The following is an 18939-nucleotide window of genomic DNA, read 5'->3' on the forward strand; positions in this document are numbered from 1 at the left end:
GTTGTTTTTTTATGGATTATAGGAGTATAGACTTATTAAAGTATATGATTAAAATATGAGGTGGAGAAAATGTTTCAACTTATCAATAGATCCAAGAAAAATACAATTGAAATAAGCAATGAAACAACTATCGGTATTTTTATTGAAGATTCAGACCGTCTACTACAATTAAATCTTGTAGGGTTAAGTGTGCATGATCTTCAACTGATTAATAGTTTAAAACCATATGTAGAAAGAAATGTAGTAGAAGTGGTAGGGGCATTTTATCATGCAATAGAAAGTGTTCCTTCTTTACAGGAGGTTATTCAATCACATAGTTCCAGCGAGCGTTTACGTCAAACATTGCGTCACCATATTATTGAAATGTTTGAAGGGCGAATAGATGAAGCCTTTTTAGAAAAGCGAAGACGTGTGGCAAAAATGCATGTGAAGATTAATTTATATCCGAAGTGGTATCTAGCAGCTTTTCAAATTCTAGAGAAATCACTCCGGAAAATAATTTATGAGCTTCGATTACCTAAAGGTGAGGAAGAGAAGTTTTGTGATGCTATCAGTAAAATATGTAATTTTGAACAACAAATTGTTTTAGAAGAATACGATAGCTATGCAAGTATATTAATTGAGGAACAACGTAATAATGTTAGGGACCATGTAAAGGAAGTCATAGGTGGAATTTCTACACAATTAGAGGTTCAATCACAAACTACGACTGAAACAGTAGCAGAACTTGTATATAGCGCACAGCGTGTCAACACTTCTTTGAAGGATAGTATGCATGAGGCTGAATCTATGCAAAAAGTGTCTAGTGAAGGTTATACTAAAATAATATCTATTAATGAACAAACAGGGAAGATTCATCATAAAACCGTTGAAATGGCAAATATGGTGGAGCAATTAGATGCGTCTTCTTCGAAGATTAATGCCGTTGTAGAAATTGTCAAAAGTATTTCAGGGCAAACAAATTTACTTGCGTTGAACTCTGCAATTGAGGCCGCACGTGCTGGTGAACATGGTAAAGGCTTTGCAGTTGTTGCAAATGAAGTACGCAAGCTTGCGGATCAAACGAAAAGCTCTGTTGAACAAATTGCTGAGTTGATCATGATGTCGAATGGTATCACAACACAAGTAGTACAAGCCATTCAGGACATACAGGAGCTTGTGAATAGTAGTATTGAACGGAATGCAGAATCTTTAAAGGCATTTGATGCGATTTCTGGATCTGTAGAGGATTCAATCTCGAATTTTCAATAAGTCGGCAATCAAGTATCTGAATTAGCGACTATTATTGAGTCAATTGGTGAATCATCTGAAGAATTAGAGAGGGTGGCTAATCGCTTAAATACAACAATCAGAGAGTTTTAAAAGAAACAAAGCTATGCATAAAATCTATGCATAGTTTCATGTTGTTGAAAAAAGAAGATGTTAACGGCAGAAAAAGCAACTTTGCAAGGTGAGAGGTTGATTTCCGTTCCGCCAGCGTCCTTTCCAGGGGGCGTCCGATGAGCCGCTTCACTCACTAACGTTCGCTCCAGGGTCTCCTCTGTGACGCTAAATCCCCTAGGAGTGACGCTGGCTCCACTCCAATCAACCATTCTGAAAATGTCTTTCATACTAGTAGTAGTGAACAAAATAGCCCACTATTTGTCTTATTAGAGAGAGGAGAGGCACTTATTTTTAATGTGAAGAAGTGATGCGTGACAACACCCCTCCATAAAGAGTAGTGAACACCTTTACTTTATTTGAAAACCTTTGCTAAAAAGGTAACACTTTTGTAGGTTGAAGTGGAAGGCTACTTGACCATAGCCGTGTCCTTAAGAAAACATCAGACATCCTATGCCAGATTTTCGTGTGTTTATCTTCTGTTTAAAATGGGTATTACACAAGGAGTGAGGGAAAAATGGCCTCACTAAATAAACTATACAAATTATCCATCCAAATATTGGGTTTACATCGACTTTTAAGAAGTTTTGCGTTTTTTACACTTTAGGCAAAATGACGAAACGTTTCGGGTGAGCGTATCGAAATAGACATATAGCTGTTTTTTCGAATGCCACATACTTTTTAAAAGTCGATTTATTTGTTTCGCAATCAACCGGACCGTCTTTCTTTCACTAATCCTCCGTTTTCTTGTCACCCACAGATCATTTCTCATCATTCCCATGATCATTTCAGTCAATAAAAGCACAATACTTTGAAGATAGAAATGACATAACCATCGTTCAATCTTCACCTTCTTCACCTTATCGACTTCTAAATCTGATTTCCATGTTTTAAATAAGAGCTCGATTTGCCAGCGTAATCGGTAAAGTTCATGAATTTCACTTGCTGGCATATCCTCTGGTACATTTGTTAAATAGATGACCACTCCAGGTATTTGTTCTACTTCATTTTTATGGACTTGCCCTTGTTTCTTTTGACGTCTTCTTTTTTCCCGCTTGTGTAGCTCTTTTTCCTGTTCCTCTGAGAGGCGATAGAGAATACAACGTGCAGGCATTTTTTCGTGTCGTCCTACAAATAATTGGGACCACTCTTTGTATTCGCCACGTACCATATCTAATGCGATTTCTTCTAAATGAATTTGTTTGTAACGGCGACTTTCAATCAATTTCCCATTTGGATGACGAGGTGGATGACTTACTTCGACAAACAATTGCGTATCTTTTTTCGTTTTTGTGATATAGAAAGCACCTTTTGCGTGCACCTTTTTAAAAAAATCGAATTGAAAATAGCCTAAATCCTGTAGAACCAGTTCTCTCTCCTGAATCAAAGGTAATCGCGTCATTCCTGCTGGATTATCGGCATCACGTCCGTTCATTAAATCAAAATAAAGTAGCTGTTGGGTTAAATAATCAAACTCCACTTGCACTTTAACAGACGAACAATGGACACCCTGAAAATTTCCCTGATAGGCATCTGGCAATTTGATCGTTGTGCTATCTAAAATACGTATTCGAGTAAATGTGTATCCCGTTAGCTTGGGGAAGGCGAGTTGAAGCTGCGTTTTGAATAATCGTCCAAAAATGGTTTCCAAAAAAGTAACAGCCCGTTCATCAAAGCGTTTATTAAGAGCCGATTTCGTCATAAATATATCCTGCTCCGCCAAGTCCGTACAAAGCGTTTCAAGCGAATCACTGATAATCTCACTCTTTTTCAAAAACAGAAAGTGTAAAAATTGTGCCGCACTAAACGAACGCTCGCGTTGAATAAAACCCGATAATCTACCCACCTCTTTTACTTCATTTTTCCCAAGTATCTGAAAAAGTGGCGCAAGTAATTGAATATTTTCTGGTTTCATTTTGCTGGACCTCCTTTATCAAGTGTACTTATCTATACCTTGATAAGAGAAATATGAACCCACGAATAAAGGAAATCACTAAGGACACGGCTATGGGCTACTTGACTCCCGTGGGATAGCGAGACAGGCGAAGCCCTGCACGGAGCGGTAGCGGAGGAAGCGATTCGGCGCTCGCCCACAGGAAAGCAAGTAGCCTGCAACGGAAACCATTTTCACCTTTCACAAAAATTCTATTGATGGTTTTGTTTTTCAACAATATGAAGCTATGCATACAATCTATGCATAGTTTTTTAGTACTGTGAATTAGGATAAAAGGTCTTATTTTATGGATAAATCAACTAATAGGCTGATGAATTAGCTAATAACAATCTCTTATAGATAGATGAAGACTACAAAACCCTAGAAAATGCTTGTTTTAAGTGTTACGCTATAGGCGAATTAGGGAATTGATTAGAGGGGTGTTTGGAGCATGAAAAAGAAATTATTTATAACACGTAAGTTTCCTACACATATTGTTGAACTATTACAGGAGTTTTACGAAATCTCACAATGGGATGAGGAAGAGATAGTGATCCCACGTGAAAAATTGCTAGCAGCTGTCGCTGACTGTGAGGTGCTGTGGGTAACGATTGCAGATCAAGTAGATGAAGAATTACTTTCACATGCATCCAACTTAAAATTAGTGACGAACTTAGCAGTTGGATATAATAATATCGATGTGAAGGCTTTAAAGAAACGAGGCATTATGGCGACGAATACGCCTGGGGTATTAACTAATACGACTGCGGATTTAGTATTTGGCTTACTGCTTGCAACTGCCCGTAGAATTCCAGAAAGCGAAAGATATTTACGTGAGGGCAAATGGAAAAGCTGGTATCCAATGCAACTGGTTGGCAAGGATGTATCAGGAGCCACAATCGGCATTATTGGCATGGGAAGAATTGGCCAAGCCGTTGCTAGAAGAGCAAAAGGTTTTGATATGAAAATCTTGTATAATAATCGCAGACGTCGTCATGAAGCGGAAGAAATGTATGGCTTCCAGTATGTTTCGCTGGAGGATATTTTAAAGCAATCTGATTTTGTTGTGATTATGACGCCTTATAATAGTGATACGGAAGGACTCATTGGAGCACAGGAGCTTGCTTTGATGAAGGAGGATGCGGTATTAATTAATGCCTCACGTGGTGGAATTATTGATGAGGATGCCCTGTATGACGTCCTGAAAAATGGGAAGCTTTGGGCTGCAGGATTAGATGTATTTGAACAAGAGCCGATTGCGATGAACCATCCTTTATTAACACTTTCGAATGTAGTAGCTCTGCCACATATCGGTAGTGCATCATTAGAAACGAGAACGGCCATGCTGATGTTAAATGTAAAAGCATTGACAGCATATGGACAAGGTAAGGCAATATCCAATCGAATTGATTAAAAGAAGGAGCATATCGGCGAAAGATATGCTCCATTTTTTTTATCTATTGAATAAATCGAATAAGCCGCCGATACCGCCTTCACCTTTAGACTGACCGCCTCCGCCTTGCGAAATAGGTGCTGCTGCAAAGACACGGCTGGCTAAACGGCTAAATGGTAATGATTGTACCCACACTGTGCCAGGACCACGTAATGTAGCAAAGAAGATTCCTTCGCCACCAAACAGTGCAGTTTTTACGCCTCCAACCATTTCAATATCGTAATCCACATTGGATGTCATTGCTACAAGACATCCTGTATCTACACGTAAAACTTCACCTGGTTGTAATGTTTTTTCGTGAATGGCTCCACCTGCATGTACAAAGGCCATGCCGTCACCTTCAAGCTTTTGCATAATGAAACCTTCACCACCGAAGAAGCCTACACCGATTTTTTTCTGAAATTCAACGCCAACAGACACACCTTTAGCTGCTGCTAAGAATGCATCTTTCTGACAAATAATTTTACCGTTTAATTGGCTTAAATCCATTGGAATAATCTTACCTGGGTATGGTGAAGCGAAATAAACATGTTTTTTACCTGAGCCAACATTTGTGAATGTTGTCATGAATAAGCTTTCACCTGTTATTAGTCGTTTTCCAGCACCTAATAATTTTCCCATTAGACCACTTTGTGAGCCACCTCGTGAGCCGTCACCAAAAATAGTTTCCATATGGATCGAATCATCCATCATCATTAACGCTCCTGCTTCTGCAACAACTGTTTCCTGAGGGTCAAGCTCAACTTGCACATATTGCATGTCGTCACCAAATAACTTGTAGTCAATTTCATGATTATTCATAAAGGGATTCCTCCAAAAATAAATTTAATGATACTGTATACGATTATAAGCTACATTGGTTTCAATAGAAAATTAAATATTTTAGAAAAAAAGGGAATTAGTTAGAAAATGTCGAATATAAAAAACTAGAATGTGTATTATTTATTTTCATTTAACGAAGGGTATTGTGAATATACATAACCTTAAGAGGCTTCTAAATTTAGAGGTCATCCTCTATATTGAGGTAATGAAGTTAAGTGGAAATAAAGCCTCTGGCAGTTGTCACCGATTATTATTGAAATGCTAGTATTACATGGTGTGATGTATATTGAAAATTCGGAATTTTGACATATTTTATCTTCGTTAAGTAAAAGATTCCTACCTTCAAAATGAATAAGATATTCTATTCTTTTGGTGGAGGATCAAATATGGATTGTATGGAGATAAAGCCAATGGTAGATGTCACGGATAGTGAAACGTGCAAGCACATTACACTGCTCGGACGCAATTATTCCAAGGCGAAATGGATTCTGGTTAAATTCATAGACTTATACCTATGGAATACGACTGGTACAACAGCTGAGGCATCAAAGAGTATTTCAGGGGGTGTATGTAGTGGAGATTAAAAACTATATCGGTGGTAAATGGATCACACATTCACATTTACAAAGTATAGCAGTGACGAACCCTGCAAACGGTGAGCAGCTTGCTACCATACCGCGCTCTACTTCAAATGAGGTAGGCGAGGCTGTAGCTGCTGCCAAACAAGCACAAAAAAGCTGGGCACTTATACCAGCTCCAAAACGTGCAGATTATTTATATGCCATCGGTCAAAAAATGAAAGAGAAAAAAGAACATTTGGCGACCGTTTTAACAAAAGAGATGGGCAAGGTCATTGAAGAAGCTAGAGGAGAAGTACAAGAAGGAATCGATATGGCATACTATATGGCTGGTGAAGGACGCAGATTGTTTGGTGAAACAACACCATCTGAGCTTGCCAATAAATTTGCTATGAGTGTAAGGGCACCTATAGGCGTTGTAGCGCTCATTACACCTTGGAATTTCCCTGTTGCTATTGCCACTTGGAAGTCATTTCCTGCTATTGTTGCAGGGAATACATTCATTTGGAAACCGTCTAATGAGACACCGATGATGGCCTATGAAATGGGTAAAATTTTTGAGGAAGTAGGCTTACCAGATGGTGTAGCCAATATCGTATTTGGTACAGGACCTACAGTAGGGACAGCATTAATTGAACATCCTGACGTCAAGGTTATTTCGTTTACAGGATCTACGACAACGGGCAGTAAAGTAGCTGAGCTTGGCGGGAAGCATTTGAAAAAGGTTTCATTAGAGATGGGTGGAAAAAATGCTGTTATTGTCATGAATGATGCTGATTTACAGCTAGCTACAGAAGGGATTTTATGGAGCGCATTTGGTACTGCTGGGCAAAGGTGTACAGCATGTAGCCGAGTCATTGTGCATAAAGATGTAAGAGAACAATTAGAAAAACGTCTCTTAGATGAAATGCAAAAACTCACAATTGGGGATGGTCTAGACGAGGAAGTTAAAATTGGGCCAGTGATTAATAAAGCAGCATTGGAAAAAATTAATCACTATGTGCAAATAGGTAAACAGGAAGGTGCCACATTATTAGCAGGCGGCAGGATATTAAATGAACCACCTTATGATAAAGGGTTCTATTATGAGCCAACATTGTTTACGAATGTGAAGCCTGACATGATTATTGCCCAAGAGGAAATCTTTGGTCCAGTCGTTTCTCTAATTGAAGTAGCAAGTTTGGAAGAAGCAATTGAAGTAAATAATGGTGTGAAATTTGGCTTGTCTAGCTCAATATTCTCACAAGATGTCAATACAATTTTCCGCGCACAGCGTGATTTAGACACAGGTATTGTTTATGTAAATGCCGGCACAACAGGTGCTGAAATCCATTTGCCATTTGGAGGTACAAAAGGGACTGGAAATGGACACCGCGATTCAGGTGTAGCTGCCCTGGATGTATATACAGAGTGGAAAAGTATTTATGTAGACTACAGCGGTAAATTACAAAGAGCACAAATCGATACAGAGTAACAGATCAACGAAAGGGGATGTTCTTGATGAAAGTTGTTGTATTAGGTGCAGGTTTAATGGGGAAAGAGGTAGCTCGTGATTTAATAAAAAACGATAAAGTTGGGCGTGTGTTTTTAGGAGATATCGATGTAAAAGTAGCACAAGAGTTTGTCGACTCGCTGGGCTCAAATAAGGTTGAGGTTGTAGAGCTTCATGCAGAACGAGACGACTCGTTAATGGATGTTATTTCAAAAGGTGATGTTGTCGTTAATGCGCTATTTTATTCGTTCAATGAGCGAGTAGCGAGAGCAGCGATTGAGGCAGGCGTACATTCCGTAGATTTAGGAGGCCATATCGGTGGTGTTACAGAGAAGATACTAGATCTTCATGAGGAGGCAAAAGTAAAGGGCGTTACAATTATCCCTGACTTAGGCGTTGCTCCTGGTATGGTCAATATTCTAGCGGGCTATGGTGCCTCAAAATTAGACGAAGTAGAATCTATTAAACTATTTGTTGGTGGTATTCCAACTGAGCCAAAACCTCCACTTCATTATACACGTGTATTTTCTCTAGATGGCGTATTCGATCATTATACTGAGCCTTCAAAAACGATTCAGAAGGGCAAGCTTGAAGAAGTTCCATCCCTATCAGGCGTTGAACCTATTTATTTTGATGATTTCGGTGTGCTTGAGGCATTTTATACATCTGGTGGAATCTCCACATTGTATAAGACATTCCCGAATGTCCGCACATTAGAATATAAAACAATCCGCTATAAAGGCCATGCAGAGAAATTTAAACTTTTAGCAGACTTAGGCTTCCTTGATTCTGCAAATAAGGTCGAAGTGGATAACCAAGAAGTTCCTGTTCGTGCAGTCGTACGAGAGGCACTCAAAAAGAAACTTGAATTGGGTACAAAACCTGATGCTGTATTGTTACGTGTGATTGTAGCTGGTGAAAAAGCCCAGCAGCAGGTGACATATGAATATGAAATGGTTGTACGTAAGGATATGACAATTAATGAAACAGCTATGGCACGTGCTACCGCAAATACGATTTCAGTTGTAGCTCAGATGATTGGTGCGGGTGCTATTACAGAGCCTGGTGTATTCCCGCCTGAAGCAATCGTGCCAGGTGATACGTATATTGAAGAGATGGCTAAACGTGGCGTGGTGATTAAAGAGACATCACATAAGTCTACTATGATTGTGAAATGGTAGGTGCTGACCATGAACTTTGAAATGTCCACTGAGCAGGAAATACTACGAAAAACAGTAAGACAGTTTGTTGATGAAGAAATCATTCCCTACATTGCAAAGTGGGATGCTGAAGGTGGCTTTGATGCTAAAATTTGGTCGAGGCTTGCTGAGCTTGGCTTAATGGGGGTTTGTGTTCCCGAACAATACGGTGGTAGTGGGATGGATTATAATGCACTTGCTATCGTATGTGAGGAGCTTGAACGAGGAGATACAGCATTTCGCACAGCTGTATCTGTCCATACGGGCTTAAATAGCATGACCTTAATGCAGTGGGGGACGGAAGAGCAAAAGCAGCGATACCTTGTTCCGCAAGCTAAAGGTGTTCGGATAGGAGCATTTGGTCTCACAGAACCAGGTGCTGGGTCTGATGTAGCTGCCATGTCAACAACTGCTGTCCATGATGGAAACCATTATATCCTCAATGGACAAAAAACGTGGATCTCCTTATGTGATATTGCAGATCACTTTATCGTTTTTGCCTATACAGACAAATCGAAGAAACATCATGGGATTAGTGCGTTTATTGTAGAACGTTCCATGGCTGGCTTTACATCTAAAGCGATTAAAGGCAAATATGGGATTCGTGCTGGTAATACAGGTGAGCTCTTTTTTGAAGACTTACGCGTGCCAGTTGAAAACCGACTTGGCGAAGAGGGCGAGGGCTTCAAAATTGCCATGTCTGCGCTAGATAATGGTCGATTTACAGTAGCGGCAGGTGCTGTTGGTTTGATCCAAGCTTGCATAGAGGCTAGTGTGAAATACTGTCATGAGCGAGAGACATTTGGTAAACCTATTGGTGAGCACCAGCTTGTTGGACGAATGATTGCTAACATGGAAGCGGGCTATCAAATGAGTCGTCTCCTTGTCTATCGTGTTGGTGAATTGAAAAACAAAGGTGTTCGAAATACTCGAGAGACATCATTGGCAAAATGGCAGTCTTGTGATTTTGCCAATAAGGCTGCTGATGATGCGGTACAAATTCATGGAGCATATGGCTATTCAGACGAGTACCCAGTTGCTCGTTATTTAAGAAACTCCAAAGCACCTGTAATTTATGAAGGAACTCGCGAAATTCATACTATTATGCAGGCTGATTATGTGTTAGGAAGACGACAAGATAAGCCATTAAAAAATATGTTGCCTAAATGGCCATTTGAAGAATAAGAGGCTGGGACAAAAAGAAAAAATGTTAGACCAAGATATAATTGGTCTAACATTTTTTTGATTTAGGAAGGCATATTTAACTTCTTAAAGTGAAAAAGCTAATATCCATTTTTATTGTTTTTCAATATAATCGAGTTCTGTCCCAGCCTCTTCATGTTGTTGAAAAAAGATGATGTCAACGGCAGAAAAAGCAACTTTGCAAGGCGAGGGGTTGATTTCCGTTCCGTCAGCGTCCTTTCCAGGGGGCGTCCGATGAGCCGCTTCACTCACTTACGTTCGCTCCAGGGTCTCCTCTGTGACGCTGGCTCCACTCCAATCAACCATTCTGCAAAGTGTCTTTACTTTTTTTCATAGTAGCATAGTGATTAAATCGCCCATTATCTGTATTCTTAGAGGGGATAAACTCTTATTGGGGAAGTGATGCGTGACAACACCTCTTCATAAAGAGTAGTGAACACCTTCACTTTATTTGAAAACCTTTGCTAAAAAGTTAGTGGGTTGAAGTGGAAGGCTACTTGACTCCCGTGGGATAGCGAGACAGGCGAAACCCTGCACGGAGCGGTAGCGGAGGAAGCGGTTCGGCGCTCGCCCACAGGAAAGCAAGTAGCCTGCAACGGAAATCCATTTCTACCTTTCAATTGACTGTTTTGTTTTTCAACACTAAGAAGAGGCTGGGACAGAACTCGATTATATTGAAAAACAATAAAAATGGATATTAGCTTTTTCACTTTAAGAAGTTAAATATGCCTTCCTAAATCAAAAAAATGTTAGACCAATTATATCTTGGTCTAACATTTTTTCTTTTTGTCCCAGCCTCTTTTTTATGTAATCACAGCATACTTAGAAAATTTCAGAAAAATGTAACTTTCCGCATTTTTACTAGTCTAATTGATAAACAAGTATATGAAAGGGAGGAAAAATGATGAAAAGTAAATGGTTCGCAATTATGCTGATTATCGTTCTGGCTATCGTGCCTGGCATTTTCACATGGATAGTGAATACAGATGTGACGGCAAAGGCCGCTAGCGCAAGTATGGCAACACAAAACTGGCAAGCATCTTTTTCAGTTGCTTTAAAGAAAAACAAAATTACTGAAGAATATGTCTTTATCACTACGGAAAAAGGACGCAAAGTAACTGCAACAATTGAATTGTTGGAAGATCAGAAAACGGTAGTGGTGAAAAATTTAGCACCAGGTAGTTATCAATTGCATGTGAAAAAGGAGGCCTTTGCACAAGGCGGACTGAATGTAGCTTCACAGACAATTCCATTTACAATTATCGAGACATTAACAGCCGTCAAATCGGAGAAAGAGTTACAGCAGTATTTTAAAAAGTTGTTAACAACTCAAAGAGTAGAAATTAGAGAAGACGAGAGTGCCCAAAGTTCAGCAAGTGAAGATAAAGCAACTGCTAATAATGAGTCTACAACCAATAATCAAGTAGAGGGGGTAGAAGAGGGAGACATAGTTGTTGTAAAAGATGGCTTTATTTACACTGCAAAAGATCAGAGCATTACAGTTGTGAATGCTAAAGATCCTAAGAATTTAAAGATGGCTACAAGTATTAAATTAAAAGAATCCCAATACATTTCTAAGCTTGCGCTATATGACAATCTATTAATTGTCATCGGGGATCAATATATTGAAAAAGCACGAACAGCCATGGTAACAGCATCATTTTATGATATTTCAAATCCAAGCAATCCAAAGCATGTACGTGATGTGGGGCAAGAAGGCTTCTTACAGGATATTCGAATAACGAAGGACACATTATATTTAATCGGTAATATGTATCCGAATTATTGGATGCTACAAGAAGACAATAAAACCGATTTAAAGCCTAAAACATTTGATAGTATGGCAGGAACAGAGTACAAAAATCTGCCTTTAGAAAAAATCTCAATATTACCAAATACGATGGATGGTACCTATAGTTTAATTACAGCTGTCGATTTAAAAAATGGGGCTAAGACAACGGCCAATACGAAAGGGTACTTAGGTGGAAGTAGTGGTCTTTATATGTCAGAAAACGCCCTGTATTTAACGACACCAATGTATGAAAGCAGTAATGATGTTTCATCAGAAAAGCGTGTTATGGATATGATTTGGTTACCGAGATCAGCTGACACCCAAATTTTTAAATGGAATGTCGATGGAACGACTTTGAACTTTGCTGGAAGTACTGAAGTAAAGGGAACTGTTTTAAATCAGTATTCAATGGATGAATATAAGGGGAACTTCCGAATCTTTACAACAGAAGGTAATACGTGGGATGAGAAAAGTACTTCCTATAACCATCTCTTTATTTTGGATGAACATTTAAAAACGCTCGGTTCAGTGAAAGATATGGCCCCTGGAGAAAAAATATATTCAGCTCGCTTTATGGGGGAAAAAGCATATGTGGTGACATTTAAACAAGTAGATCCACTGTTTGTTATTGATGTAGCGAATCCGAAAAAGCCTACTGTACTAGGAGAATTGAAGATTCCTGGCTTCAGTAATTACCTACATCCATTAGATGAAACGCATTTAATTGGTATTGGTTATGATACAGAGCAGCGCTACGATTCTTATACAAAACGTAATTTTACCGTGACAACCAATATGAAGATGTCCCTATTCGATGTATCGGACTTCCGAAACCCGAAAGAGCAATCGACCGTAAAAATTGGTGGAAAAGGCTCTTCCTCTGAAGTGCAATACAATCCTAAAGCGCTATTCCGCAATAAAGAATTCAACTATTTTGGCTTCCCAGTAGTACTGTATGAGGCAGGTAAGGGAGATGAAGTTGTATATCAAGGTCAGGGTGCTCAAATTTATGAGATTACTGCTGAGAAAGGGATTGTATTGAAAGGAAATATAATCAATCGTAATAATGATGAGTCATATGAAAATTGGGAGCAGGTTGTACAACGAGTTGTCTATATAGATGACACTCTTTATACAATTGCACGTAACGAGGTAAAGAGCTATCAGCTAAATGACTTCAAGCCATTAGATACATTAACAATAAAATAATAAGAAAGGTCCAATGAATAACAAAATTCATTGGGCTTTTCATGTTGTTGAAAAAGATATTGTCACTTGTAGAAAAAGACTTTTTGACAAGGTAAGAGGGGTTGATTTCCGTTCCACCAGCGTCCTTTCCAGGGGGCGTCCGATGAGCCGCTTCACTCACTTCCGTTCGCTCCAGGGTCTCCTCTGTGACGCTAAATCCCCTAGGAGTGACGCTGGCTCCACTCCAATCAACCATTCTGCAAAGTGTCTTTACTTTTTTCATAGTAGCATAGCGATCAAATCGCCCATTAACTGTATTCTTAGAGGGGATGGGCTCTTATTTTCAATGTGGAGAAGTGATGCGTGACAACACCTCTTCATAAAGAGTAATGAACACCTTCACTTTATTTGAAAACCTTTGCTAAAAAGGTAACACTTTTGTGGATTGGAGTGGAAGGCTACTTGACTCCCGTGGGATCGCGAGACAGGCGAGTCACTAAACGGAGCGGTAGCGGAGGAAGCGGCTCGGCGCTCGCCCACAGGAAAGCAAGTAGCCTGCAACGGAAATCCATTTTCACCTTTTACCAAAATTCTATTGATTGTTTTGTTTTTCAATACAAAGAAAAGTCCAATGAATATCGAAATTCATTGGACTTTTTCTTTGTCAATACTATTGGCGATATGGCAGTATCTCTGAAACAGTTACAAATTCATAGCCTTGCTCTTGTAAATAGGCAAGAACAGCGTCAAGTCCGTCTGCAGTGGATTGATGAATATCATGCATTAAGACAATAGCATTATTGTGTAAATTATTTTTTACATGTGGCAATAGTTGCTGTGCATTGCGATGTTTCCAATCTAATGTGTCAATCGTCCAGAGCACGACAGGGACAGGAATCTCCGCGTTAATTGTATCATTAGTTGCACCATAGGGTGGTCTAAAAACAGTCGCACCTTGATTGATTGCTTTCTCTATTTCAGTAGCAGTAGTGTTATACTCTTTCATTACTTGTTCTTGCGTAAGCTTTGTTAATACAGGGTGGTTCCATGAATGGTTTCCAATTTCATGACCGCGCGCAAGAACATCTTTTACGATGTCGGGATAATATTGTACACGACTACCAAGCATGAAGAAGGTAGCTTTTGCGTGATACTTATCGAGAATATTTAAAATTTGCTCCGTCACTTTTGGATGTGGACCATCATCAAACGTTAAGGCAATACGTTTTTTATTTGGATCACCAGTTGGCGGTGGATTAATTGGTTTTACATTTTCCATTGCAATTTGAAACTCGGAGGCTAACAATGGGTTAATAAGCGAAAGGGGTAGTTTCACTATTGGGGTACCTGCTGCTCCACTAGCAATCTCATATTCATCGAAATAGAATTGTAATGAATCGTCAACAATAGCAAAGCGATTGAAGTTAGACCATTTTGGTTCCGTAGCTTTTAATAGTTCATCATTGAAAAGTTCATCCTTTAATTGGAGGTTTTTTTGCAAATCTTTTCGGACGTTTACCGCCAACGTAGATAAGTTATTCTCATCATTTTGTAAGAGTGTTTGGATCGTAATTTGTTCGCCAGTTTCGTTGTTAATAAAGAATGTTTTTGTTGAGACTTCGTGATTGGCTCCACCTAGATATAGCATCTTTGTTAGCACAAAGGAATAGTAATGCTCTCGGTATGGAAACGTTTCAAGACTAATATTTAATTCACCCATAGCTTCTTTATCTTTAATTTTTTTCATCGATGTTAGATAGTTTTCTTTTGAATCCGATATGTATTGTAATACGGCATCATTAAAAACTTCGTTATCTGTTTGTGGGTAATGAATAGCAAATGGTGTTCGTTTGTCATTTGAAACGTCTGTCACAATACGTATGCCGGGAAACGCAGAACTTTCGGTCGATAAATGACTATTCACCGATTCCGTCTCGGATTCTTTTGAAGCACTAATCTTTTGAAACTTAAATTCATCCTTTGAAAGGATAATAAAAAGTATAATAGTTGTTAAGGTCACAATAAGGCTAAGTAATAAGAAATCAATTATTGGACCGCGTCTTTTTCTGCGTTCCTGCATGGTGTTGGATACGCTCCCCTCTTTTTTATTTTCTATACAATCAGACGTGTCAGCCATTAAAAAAGTTATACAAATCTATAATCTTTTTATGTTATTTTGTGGGAATTTATAAAGATCACTTTTCCTTCTATAGTTAGTGAATTAATTGTAGTTGTACTTCTTTTTAAGAGGTTGTAAAATACCTACTAAAATAGAAAAAATCATGCGCAATATTAGTGAGACTGTGAAAATAAATTGAAAGATAACTAATTGCTTATGAAAAAATTTTCAGTTGAGTTTTTATTAGCAGTTCGTTAATATTGGCAAGGAACCTTTTGAAGGAGGCAGATAGCTGCAATGGTCTTACAAGATGCGGATAATGAACTTACGATTGACTGTTTGTTGCTTGCAGGGCGCATTATGATTGAAAGTGGTGCAGAAACATATCGCGTAGAGGATACGATGCTGCGTATGGCACATTCTCAAAATATGCCAAATGCTCAATGTTATGCCACACCAACTGGCATCATTTTTTCGTTAGGCAAGACACAGCCAACAAGAATTACATCAATTTCCAGTAGGGTTACAGATTTGCAAAAAATAGCCTTGGTAAATTCAGTATCTCGTAGACTCACATCTCAAATCATAACATTAGAAGAAGCTTATGACGAGCTAAAGTCGATACAAAAAACAAATTATTTTTTACCAACTTATTTACAAGTTTTGGCAGCTGCACTTGCTAGTGGTTGTTTCCTAATTATGTTTAAAGGTGGTTGGTCTGATTTTCCTATAGCTTGTTTAGCAGGTGGACTAGGTTTCCTAGTACTTGTAATAATCAATCATTTAACAAAGGTAAAGTTCTTTTCTGAATTTACAGCATCACTCGGCCTCGGCTTTGTGGCCTTCTTGGCAGTAAAGTATGGTTATGGTACTGAACTTGATAAAATTATTATTAGTTCCGTCATGCCACTCGTACCAGGTATTTTGATTACAAATGCTGTTCGTGATTTAATGGCAGGTCATTTTATGTCAGGGATGGCAAAGGGAGCAGAGGCCTTTTTAACAGCCTTTGCTATTGGTGCAGCAATTGCCGTCACACTAGGATTTTAGGAGGCGGACAATATGCAGATGATGGACATTATTATACAATTAATTGTTAGTTTTTTTGCGACGGCTGGGATTGCCATTATTTTTAATGTTCCTAGAAAAACATTACTTCATTGCGGTCTTGTTGGGGTAATTGGCTGGATTATTTACTATGTTCTAACAGAGCAAGGGATGGATGTTGTCAAAGCCTCTTTCTTTGGCTCATTTGTCATAGCGATTGTTGCTCATTTGTATGCCCGACGTTTTAAAATACCGATGATTATTTTTATTGTTGGTGGAATTATACCGTTAGTGCCAGGGGGCATGGCCTATAATGCGATGAGAAATGTAGTAGAAGATGATTACTTACAAGGCTTGCAATATGGCTTAAAGGCATTTTTAATTACAGGTGCCATTGTTATTGGTCTTGTTTTTGCAGAAGTAATTATTCAACTCATATTCCGCTCCGTTCGTTCAAGTAAAGTAAAATTGCAAAAGGTTTATAAAAAATAGAAGGAGGCTGCGTGCACAATACACGCAGCCTCCTTATTCATTTATTGCTTTTTAGTCAGTAATAGTTCAATCTCTTCGGGTGTAACAGGTTTGCTAATATAATAGCCCTGAATGGCATCACAACCATAAGTGATTAATAGATCTGCTTGTTCAGCTGTTTCAACACCTTCAGCTACAACTTTCAATTCCATGGATTTACCTAGTTGTACCATACCATGCATAAGCTTTTGGCTCTTTTCAGATTTCAATAGTGAATTTGTAAAAGTTTGATCGATTTTTAGCGTATCAATTGGTAATATTTGCATATATCTAAATGAACCATAGCCCGTCCCGAAATCATCTAATACAAAGGAGATGCCTTCGTTTTCAAGCTTACGCATTTGCTGTGCGATAGATGTTGCGGCTTCAGCTTCTAAAGCAAATTTTTCAGTAATCTCAATTTGTAATAGATTCGCTGGACAACCTGTTTTTGTGATCATTTCAAGTATAGATTTTGCCATATTTTTATCACGGAATTCACGTACAGAAGAGTTAATAGATACTTTTAAATCATAGCCAGCCTTTTTCCAAAGTAAAGCTTGTTCACAAGCCTTTTCCAGCATGAAGGACCCAATATTGTTAATCAGACCTGTTTCTTCTGCGATAGGAATTAACTCATCAGGCTTAACGACGCCTATTTCCTCATCTTCCCAACGTACGAGTGCTTCAACAGCAGTAACTTTTCCAGAATACACATCGATTTGTGGCTGATAGAGTACCTTTAAGTTCTTTTGATCAAGGGCTTGAAGTAAGCGCTTTTCAATTAATGCTTTACGATTTAAAGCTTTATGTGTTGCTGTTGATAAAGAAACAATTTTGTCTCCACCAGCTTCACGTACCGTTGAAATAGTAGCAATGGATGCCTTCATAAGCTGAGAGAATGTTGATTGATCCTCAGGATATCTAGTTATGCCTCCGCTAATAGAAATTGGTACAGCAATATTGCCGCTATAAATCGGATGTTGTTGTAAGTAAGATAAAAAGCCTTGAATAAACCATTCACTTAAAGGCGTGATGACAACAAAATCATTTTCATTGATACGGGCCATCGTGCTATCTTGGAAATACATTTTTATACGATTTGTAAATTCAACAATAAGGCTTTGATCGATTTGTTGGTCATGCAATTCTTTAAGCGTATAAAATTTATCAATACTTAGATAAACAAATGAAAAATGTCTTTCATCGTCAATCATATTGGCAATTACTTTTTCAAGTCGATGTGCATTCATCAGACCCGTTTCTGTATCGATGTAAGCAATTTTTTCAAGTTGATGTTGAATCGTTTTTGACTTCGTCACATCTTTTTCAATTAAGATAAATTGTTGTTCGTTTGTTTCAAGGTTGACAAGAGGGATAGCCGTTAGTAGTACCCAATAGGATTGCCCTGTTTTTGTGACTTTTTCAACTTCTCCTTGCCACGTATGACCATTATTTAAATTACGCCAGATCGTATGTGTTATTTTTTCACTCGTTTCATTATCCGGGAATAGCTGCCAAAAAGTTTTGCCGATAACACGCTTTGGTGTCCATTGGCTTGTTTTTAGAAATTCATTATTACATTCTAAGATAAATCCGTCGTGATCGAGTGTAACAGTCATAAAGGTTGCATCTAAACCTTGCTTAAGGTTTACAAAGGTACTGCAATGGGAGATAGCTTGCGTCATTAATTCTGGTAGCATAAAAATCAATAGAATAAAACGCTCTCCTTCATCTGTAAAAGGTTTAGTTAGCAGAGCTGTCGTTATTTCTGCATTTGAAGTGGTAAGAACTTGAATTTTTTCTAGATACGTGCTGTCCTCATTTTGTAAAATAGATTGAAATGTTTCGACAGGAAGCTGACGCAGTAGATTTTCGTGTATAGATGGAGTAGTATTTCCTTTAATATCATTAGCTGATAATCCAATCAGATGTTCAGCGCTCTTTCCCCAGACTGTCGCTTGTCCATCTTGATTAATGATAATTGCAGGAAAAGGAAGTGAATTTAAATAATGTTCATCAATCGTAAATGATTTATGCATATGACTCATGATTATTCGATCTCCTTGGGTAATCAATATATACTAATATTATAGATAATAATCGGGAATTAGTCATTATGAATATATTTGTAAATATTTGATAATGAAAAATAGTAGGACTTTTCTCGTGAAGTACAAGAAATGATTTGAAGAAAAGTGACAATTTTTAGTACGTATATAG

Annotated in this window: 15 protein-coding genes; 9 read left to right on the top strand and 6 right to left on the bottom strand. The window is 38.4% G+C overall.

The window, feature by feature from the left end:
* Window positions 1–69: 69 nt before the first annotated feature.
* A complete protein-coding gene (locus MHB40_RS02050; protein ID WP_342533795.1) occupies window positions 70–1251 on the top strand; it encodes a globin-coupled sensor protein in 1182 nt (393 codons plus the stop codon).
* A 706-nt stretch (window positions 1252–1957) separates the two neighbouring features.
* Here the strand turns inward: MHB40_RS02050 and MHB40_RS02055 are convergent.
* Window positions 1958–3295, bottom strand: coding sequence for an IS4 family transposase (locus MHB40_RS02055; RefSeq protein WP_342532925.1), 1338 nt, complete (start codon window positions 3293–3295; stop codon window positions 1958–1960).
* Window positions 3296–3764: 469 nt separating this feature from the next.
* Between MHB40_RS02055 and MHB40_RS02060 the strand changes: the two genes are divergently transcribed.
* Window positions 3765–4727, top strand: a complete 963-nt coding sequence (locus tag MHB40_RS02060) for a D-glycerate dehydrogenase (RefSeq protein ID WP_342533796.1) — start codon at window positions 3765–3767, stop codon at window positions 4725–4727.
* Window positions 4728–4766: 39 nt separating this feature from the next.
* Here the strand turns inward: MHB40_RS02060 and MHB40_RS02065 are convergent, their stop codons facing one another.
* Window positions 4767–5567, bottom strand: a complete 801-nt coding sequence (locus tag MHB40_RS02065) for a TIGR00266 family protein (protein WP_004229711.1) — start codon at window positions 5565–5567, stop codon at window positions 4767–4769.
* A 407-nt stretch (window positions 5568–5974) separates the two neighbouring features.
* On the opposite strand from MHB40_RS02065, the gene MHB40_RS02070 reads away from it, so the two are divergent.
* The 4 genes from MHB40_RS02070 to MHB40_RS02085 are packed head-to-tail and all read left to right on the top strand — an operon-like array spanning window position 5975 to window position 10042.
* Window positions 5975–6172 (top strand): hypothetical protein, encoded by a 198-nt coding sequence (locus tag MHB40_RS02070; RefSeq protein WP_205446659.1) that lies wholly within the window; start codon window positions 5975–5977, stop codon window positions 6170–6172.
* Window positions 6162–7640, top strand: a complete 1479-nt coding sequence (locus MHB40_RS02075; protein ID WP_205446660.1) for an aldehyde dehydrogenase family protein — start codon at window positions 6162–6164, stop codon at window positions 7638–7640. Before MHB40_RS02070 ends, MHB40_RS02075 begins: the two co-directional genes overlap by 11 nt.
* Before the next feature lie 26 nt (window positions 7641–7666).
* The gene (locus tag MHB40_RS02080; protein ID WP_205446661.1) at window positions 7667–8839 is read left to right on the top strand and encodes a saccharopine dehydrogenase C-terminal domain-containing protein; all 1173 of its coding nucleotides are present in this window, start codon (window positions 7667–7669) and stop codon (window positions 8837–8839) included.
* 9 nt (window positions 8840–8848) lie between these two features.
* The gene (locus MHB40_RS02085; protein WP_205446662.1) at window positions 8849–10042 is read left to right on the top strand and encodes an acyl-CoA dehydrogenase family protein; all 1194 of its coding nucleotides are present in this window, start codon (window positions 8849–8851) and stop codon (window positions 10040–10042) included.
* Window positions 10043–10153: 111 nt separating this feature from the next.
* Here the strand turns inward: MHB40_RS02085 and MHB40_RS02090 are convergent, their stop codons facing one another.
* Entirely contained in the window at window positions 10154–10312 is a 159-nt protein-coding gene (locus tag MHB40_RS02090; RefSeq protein ID WP_243456384.1) for a hypothetical protein, read from the bottom strand.
* 649 nt (window positions 10313–10961) lie between these two features.
* Here MHB40_RS02090 and MHB40_RS02095 point away from each other — a divergent pair.
* The gene (locus MHB40_RS02095; protein WP_342533797.1) at window positions 10962–13061 is read left to right on the top strand and encodes a beta-propeller domain-containing protein; all 2100 of its coding nucleotides are present in this window, start codon (window positions 10962–10964) and stop codon (window positions 13059–13061) included.
* On the opposite strand, the gene MHB40_RS02100 is transcribed toward MHB40_RS02095, so the two are convergent.
* Window positions 13030–13323, bottom strand: coding sequence for a hypothetical protein (locus MHB40_RS02100; RefSeq protein ID WP_342533798.1), 294 nt, complete (start codon window positions 13321–13323; stop codon window positions 13030–13032). The genes MHB40_RS02095 and MHB40_RS02100 overlap by 32 nt on opposite strands.
* Before the next feature lie 387 nt (window positions 13324–13710).
* Window positions 13711–15120, bottom strand: a complete 1410-nt coding sequence (locus MHB40_RS02105; protein WP_342442340.1) for a polysaccharide deacetylase family protein — start codon at window positions 15118–15120, stop codon at window positions 13711–13713.
* 336 nt (window positions 15121–15456) lie between these two features.
* Here MHB40_RS02105 and MHB40_RS02110 point away from each other — a divergent pair, with 336 nt between their 5' ends.
* Together MHB40_RS02110 and MHB40_RS02115 are read left to right on the top strand one after the other, a co-directional pair.
* The gene (locus MHB40_RS02110) at window positions 15457–16209 is read left to right on the top strand and encodes a threonine/serine exporter family protein (RefSeq protein ID WP_342442341.1); all 753 of its coding nucleotides are present in this window, start codon (window positions 15457–15459) and stop codon (window positions 16207–16209) included.
* Window positions 16210–16230: 21 nt separating this feature from the next.
* Window positions 16231–16698: a threonine/serine exporter family protein gene (locus MHB40_RS02115; RefSeq protein WP_175400783.1), complete on the top strand. Its 468-nt coding sequence runs from the start codon at window positions 16231–16233 to the stop codon at window positions 16696–16698.
* Between the two features lie 41 nt (window positions 16699–16739).
* Here MHB40_RS02115 and MHB40_RS02120 read toward each other — a convergent pair whose 3' ends face one another.
* Window positions 16740–18767, bottom strand: coding sequence for an EAL domain-containing protein (locus MHB40_RS02120; RefSeq protein ID WP_205446666.1), 2028 nt, complete (start codon window positions 18765–18767; stop codon window positions 16740–16742).
* Window positions 18768–18939: the final 172 nt, after the last annotated feature.

The sequence above is a fragment of the Lysinibacillus sp. FSL K6-0057 genome (genome assembly GCF_038630885.1).
Lineage (GTDB): Bacteria > Bacillota > Bacilli > Bacillales_A > Planococcaceae > Lysinibacillus > Lysinibacillus fusiformis_F.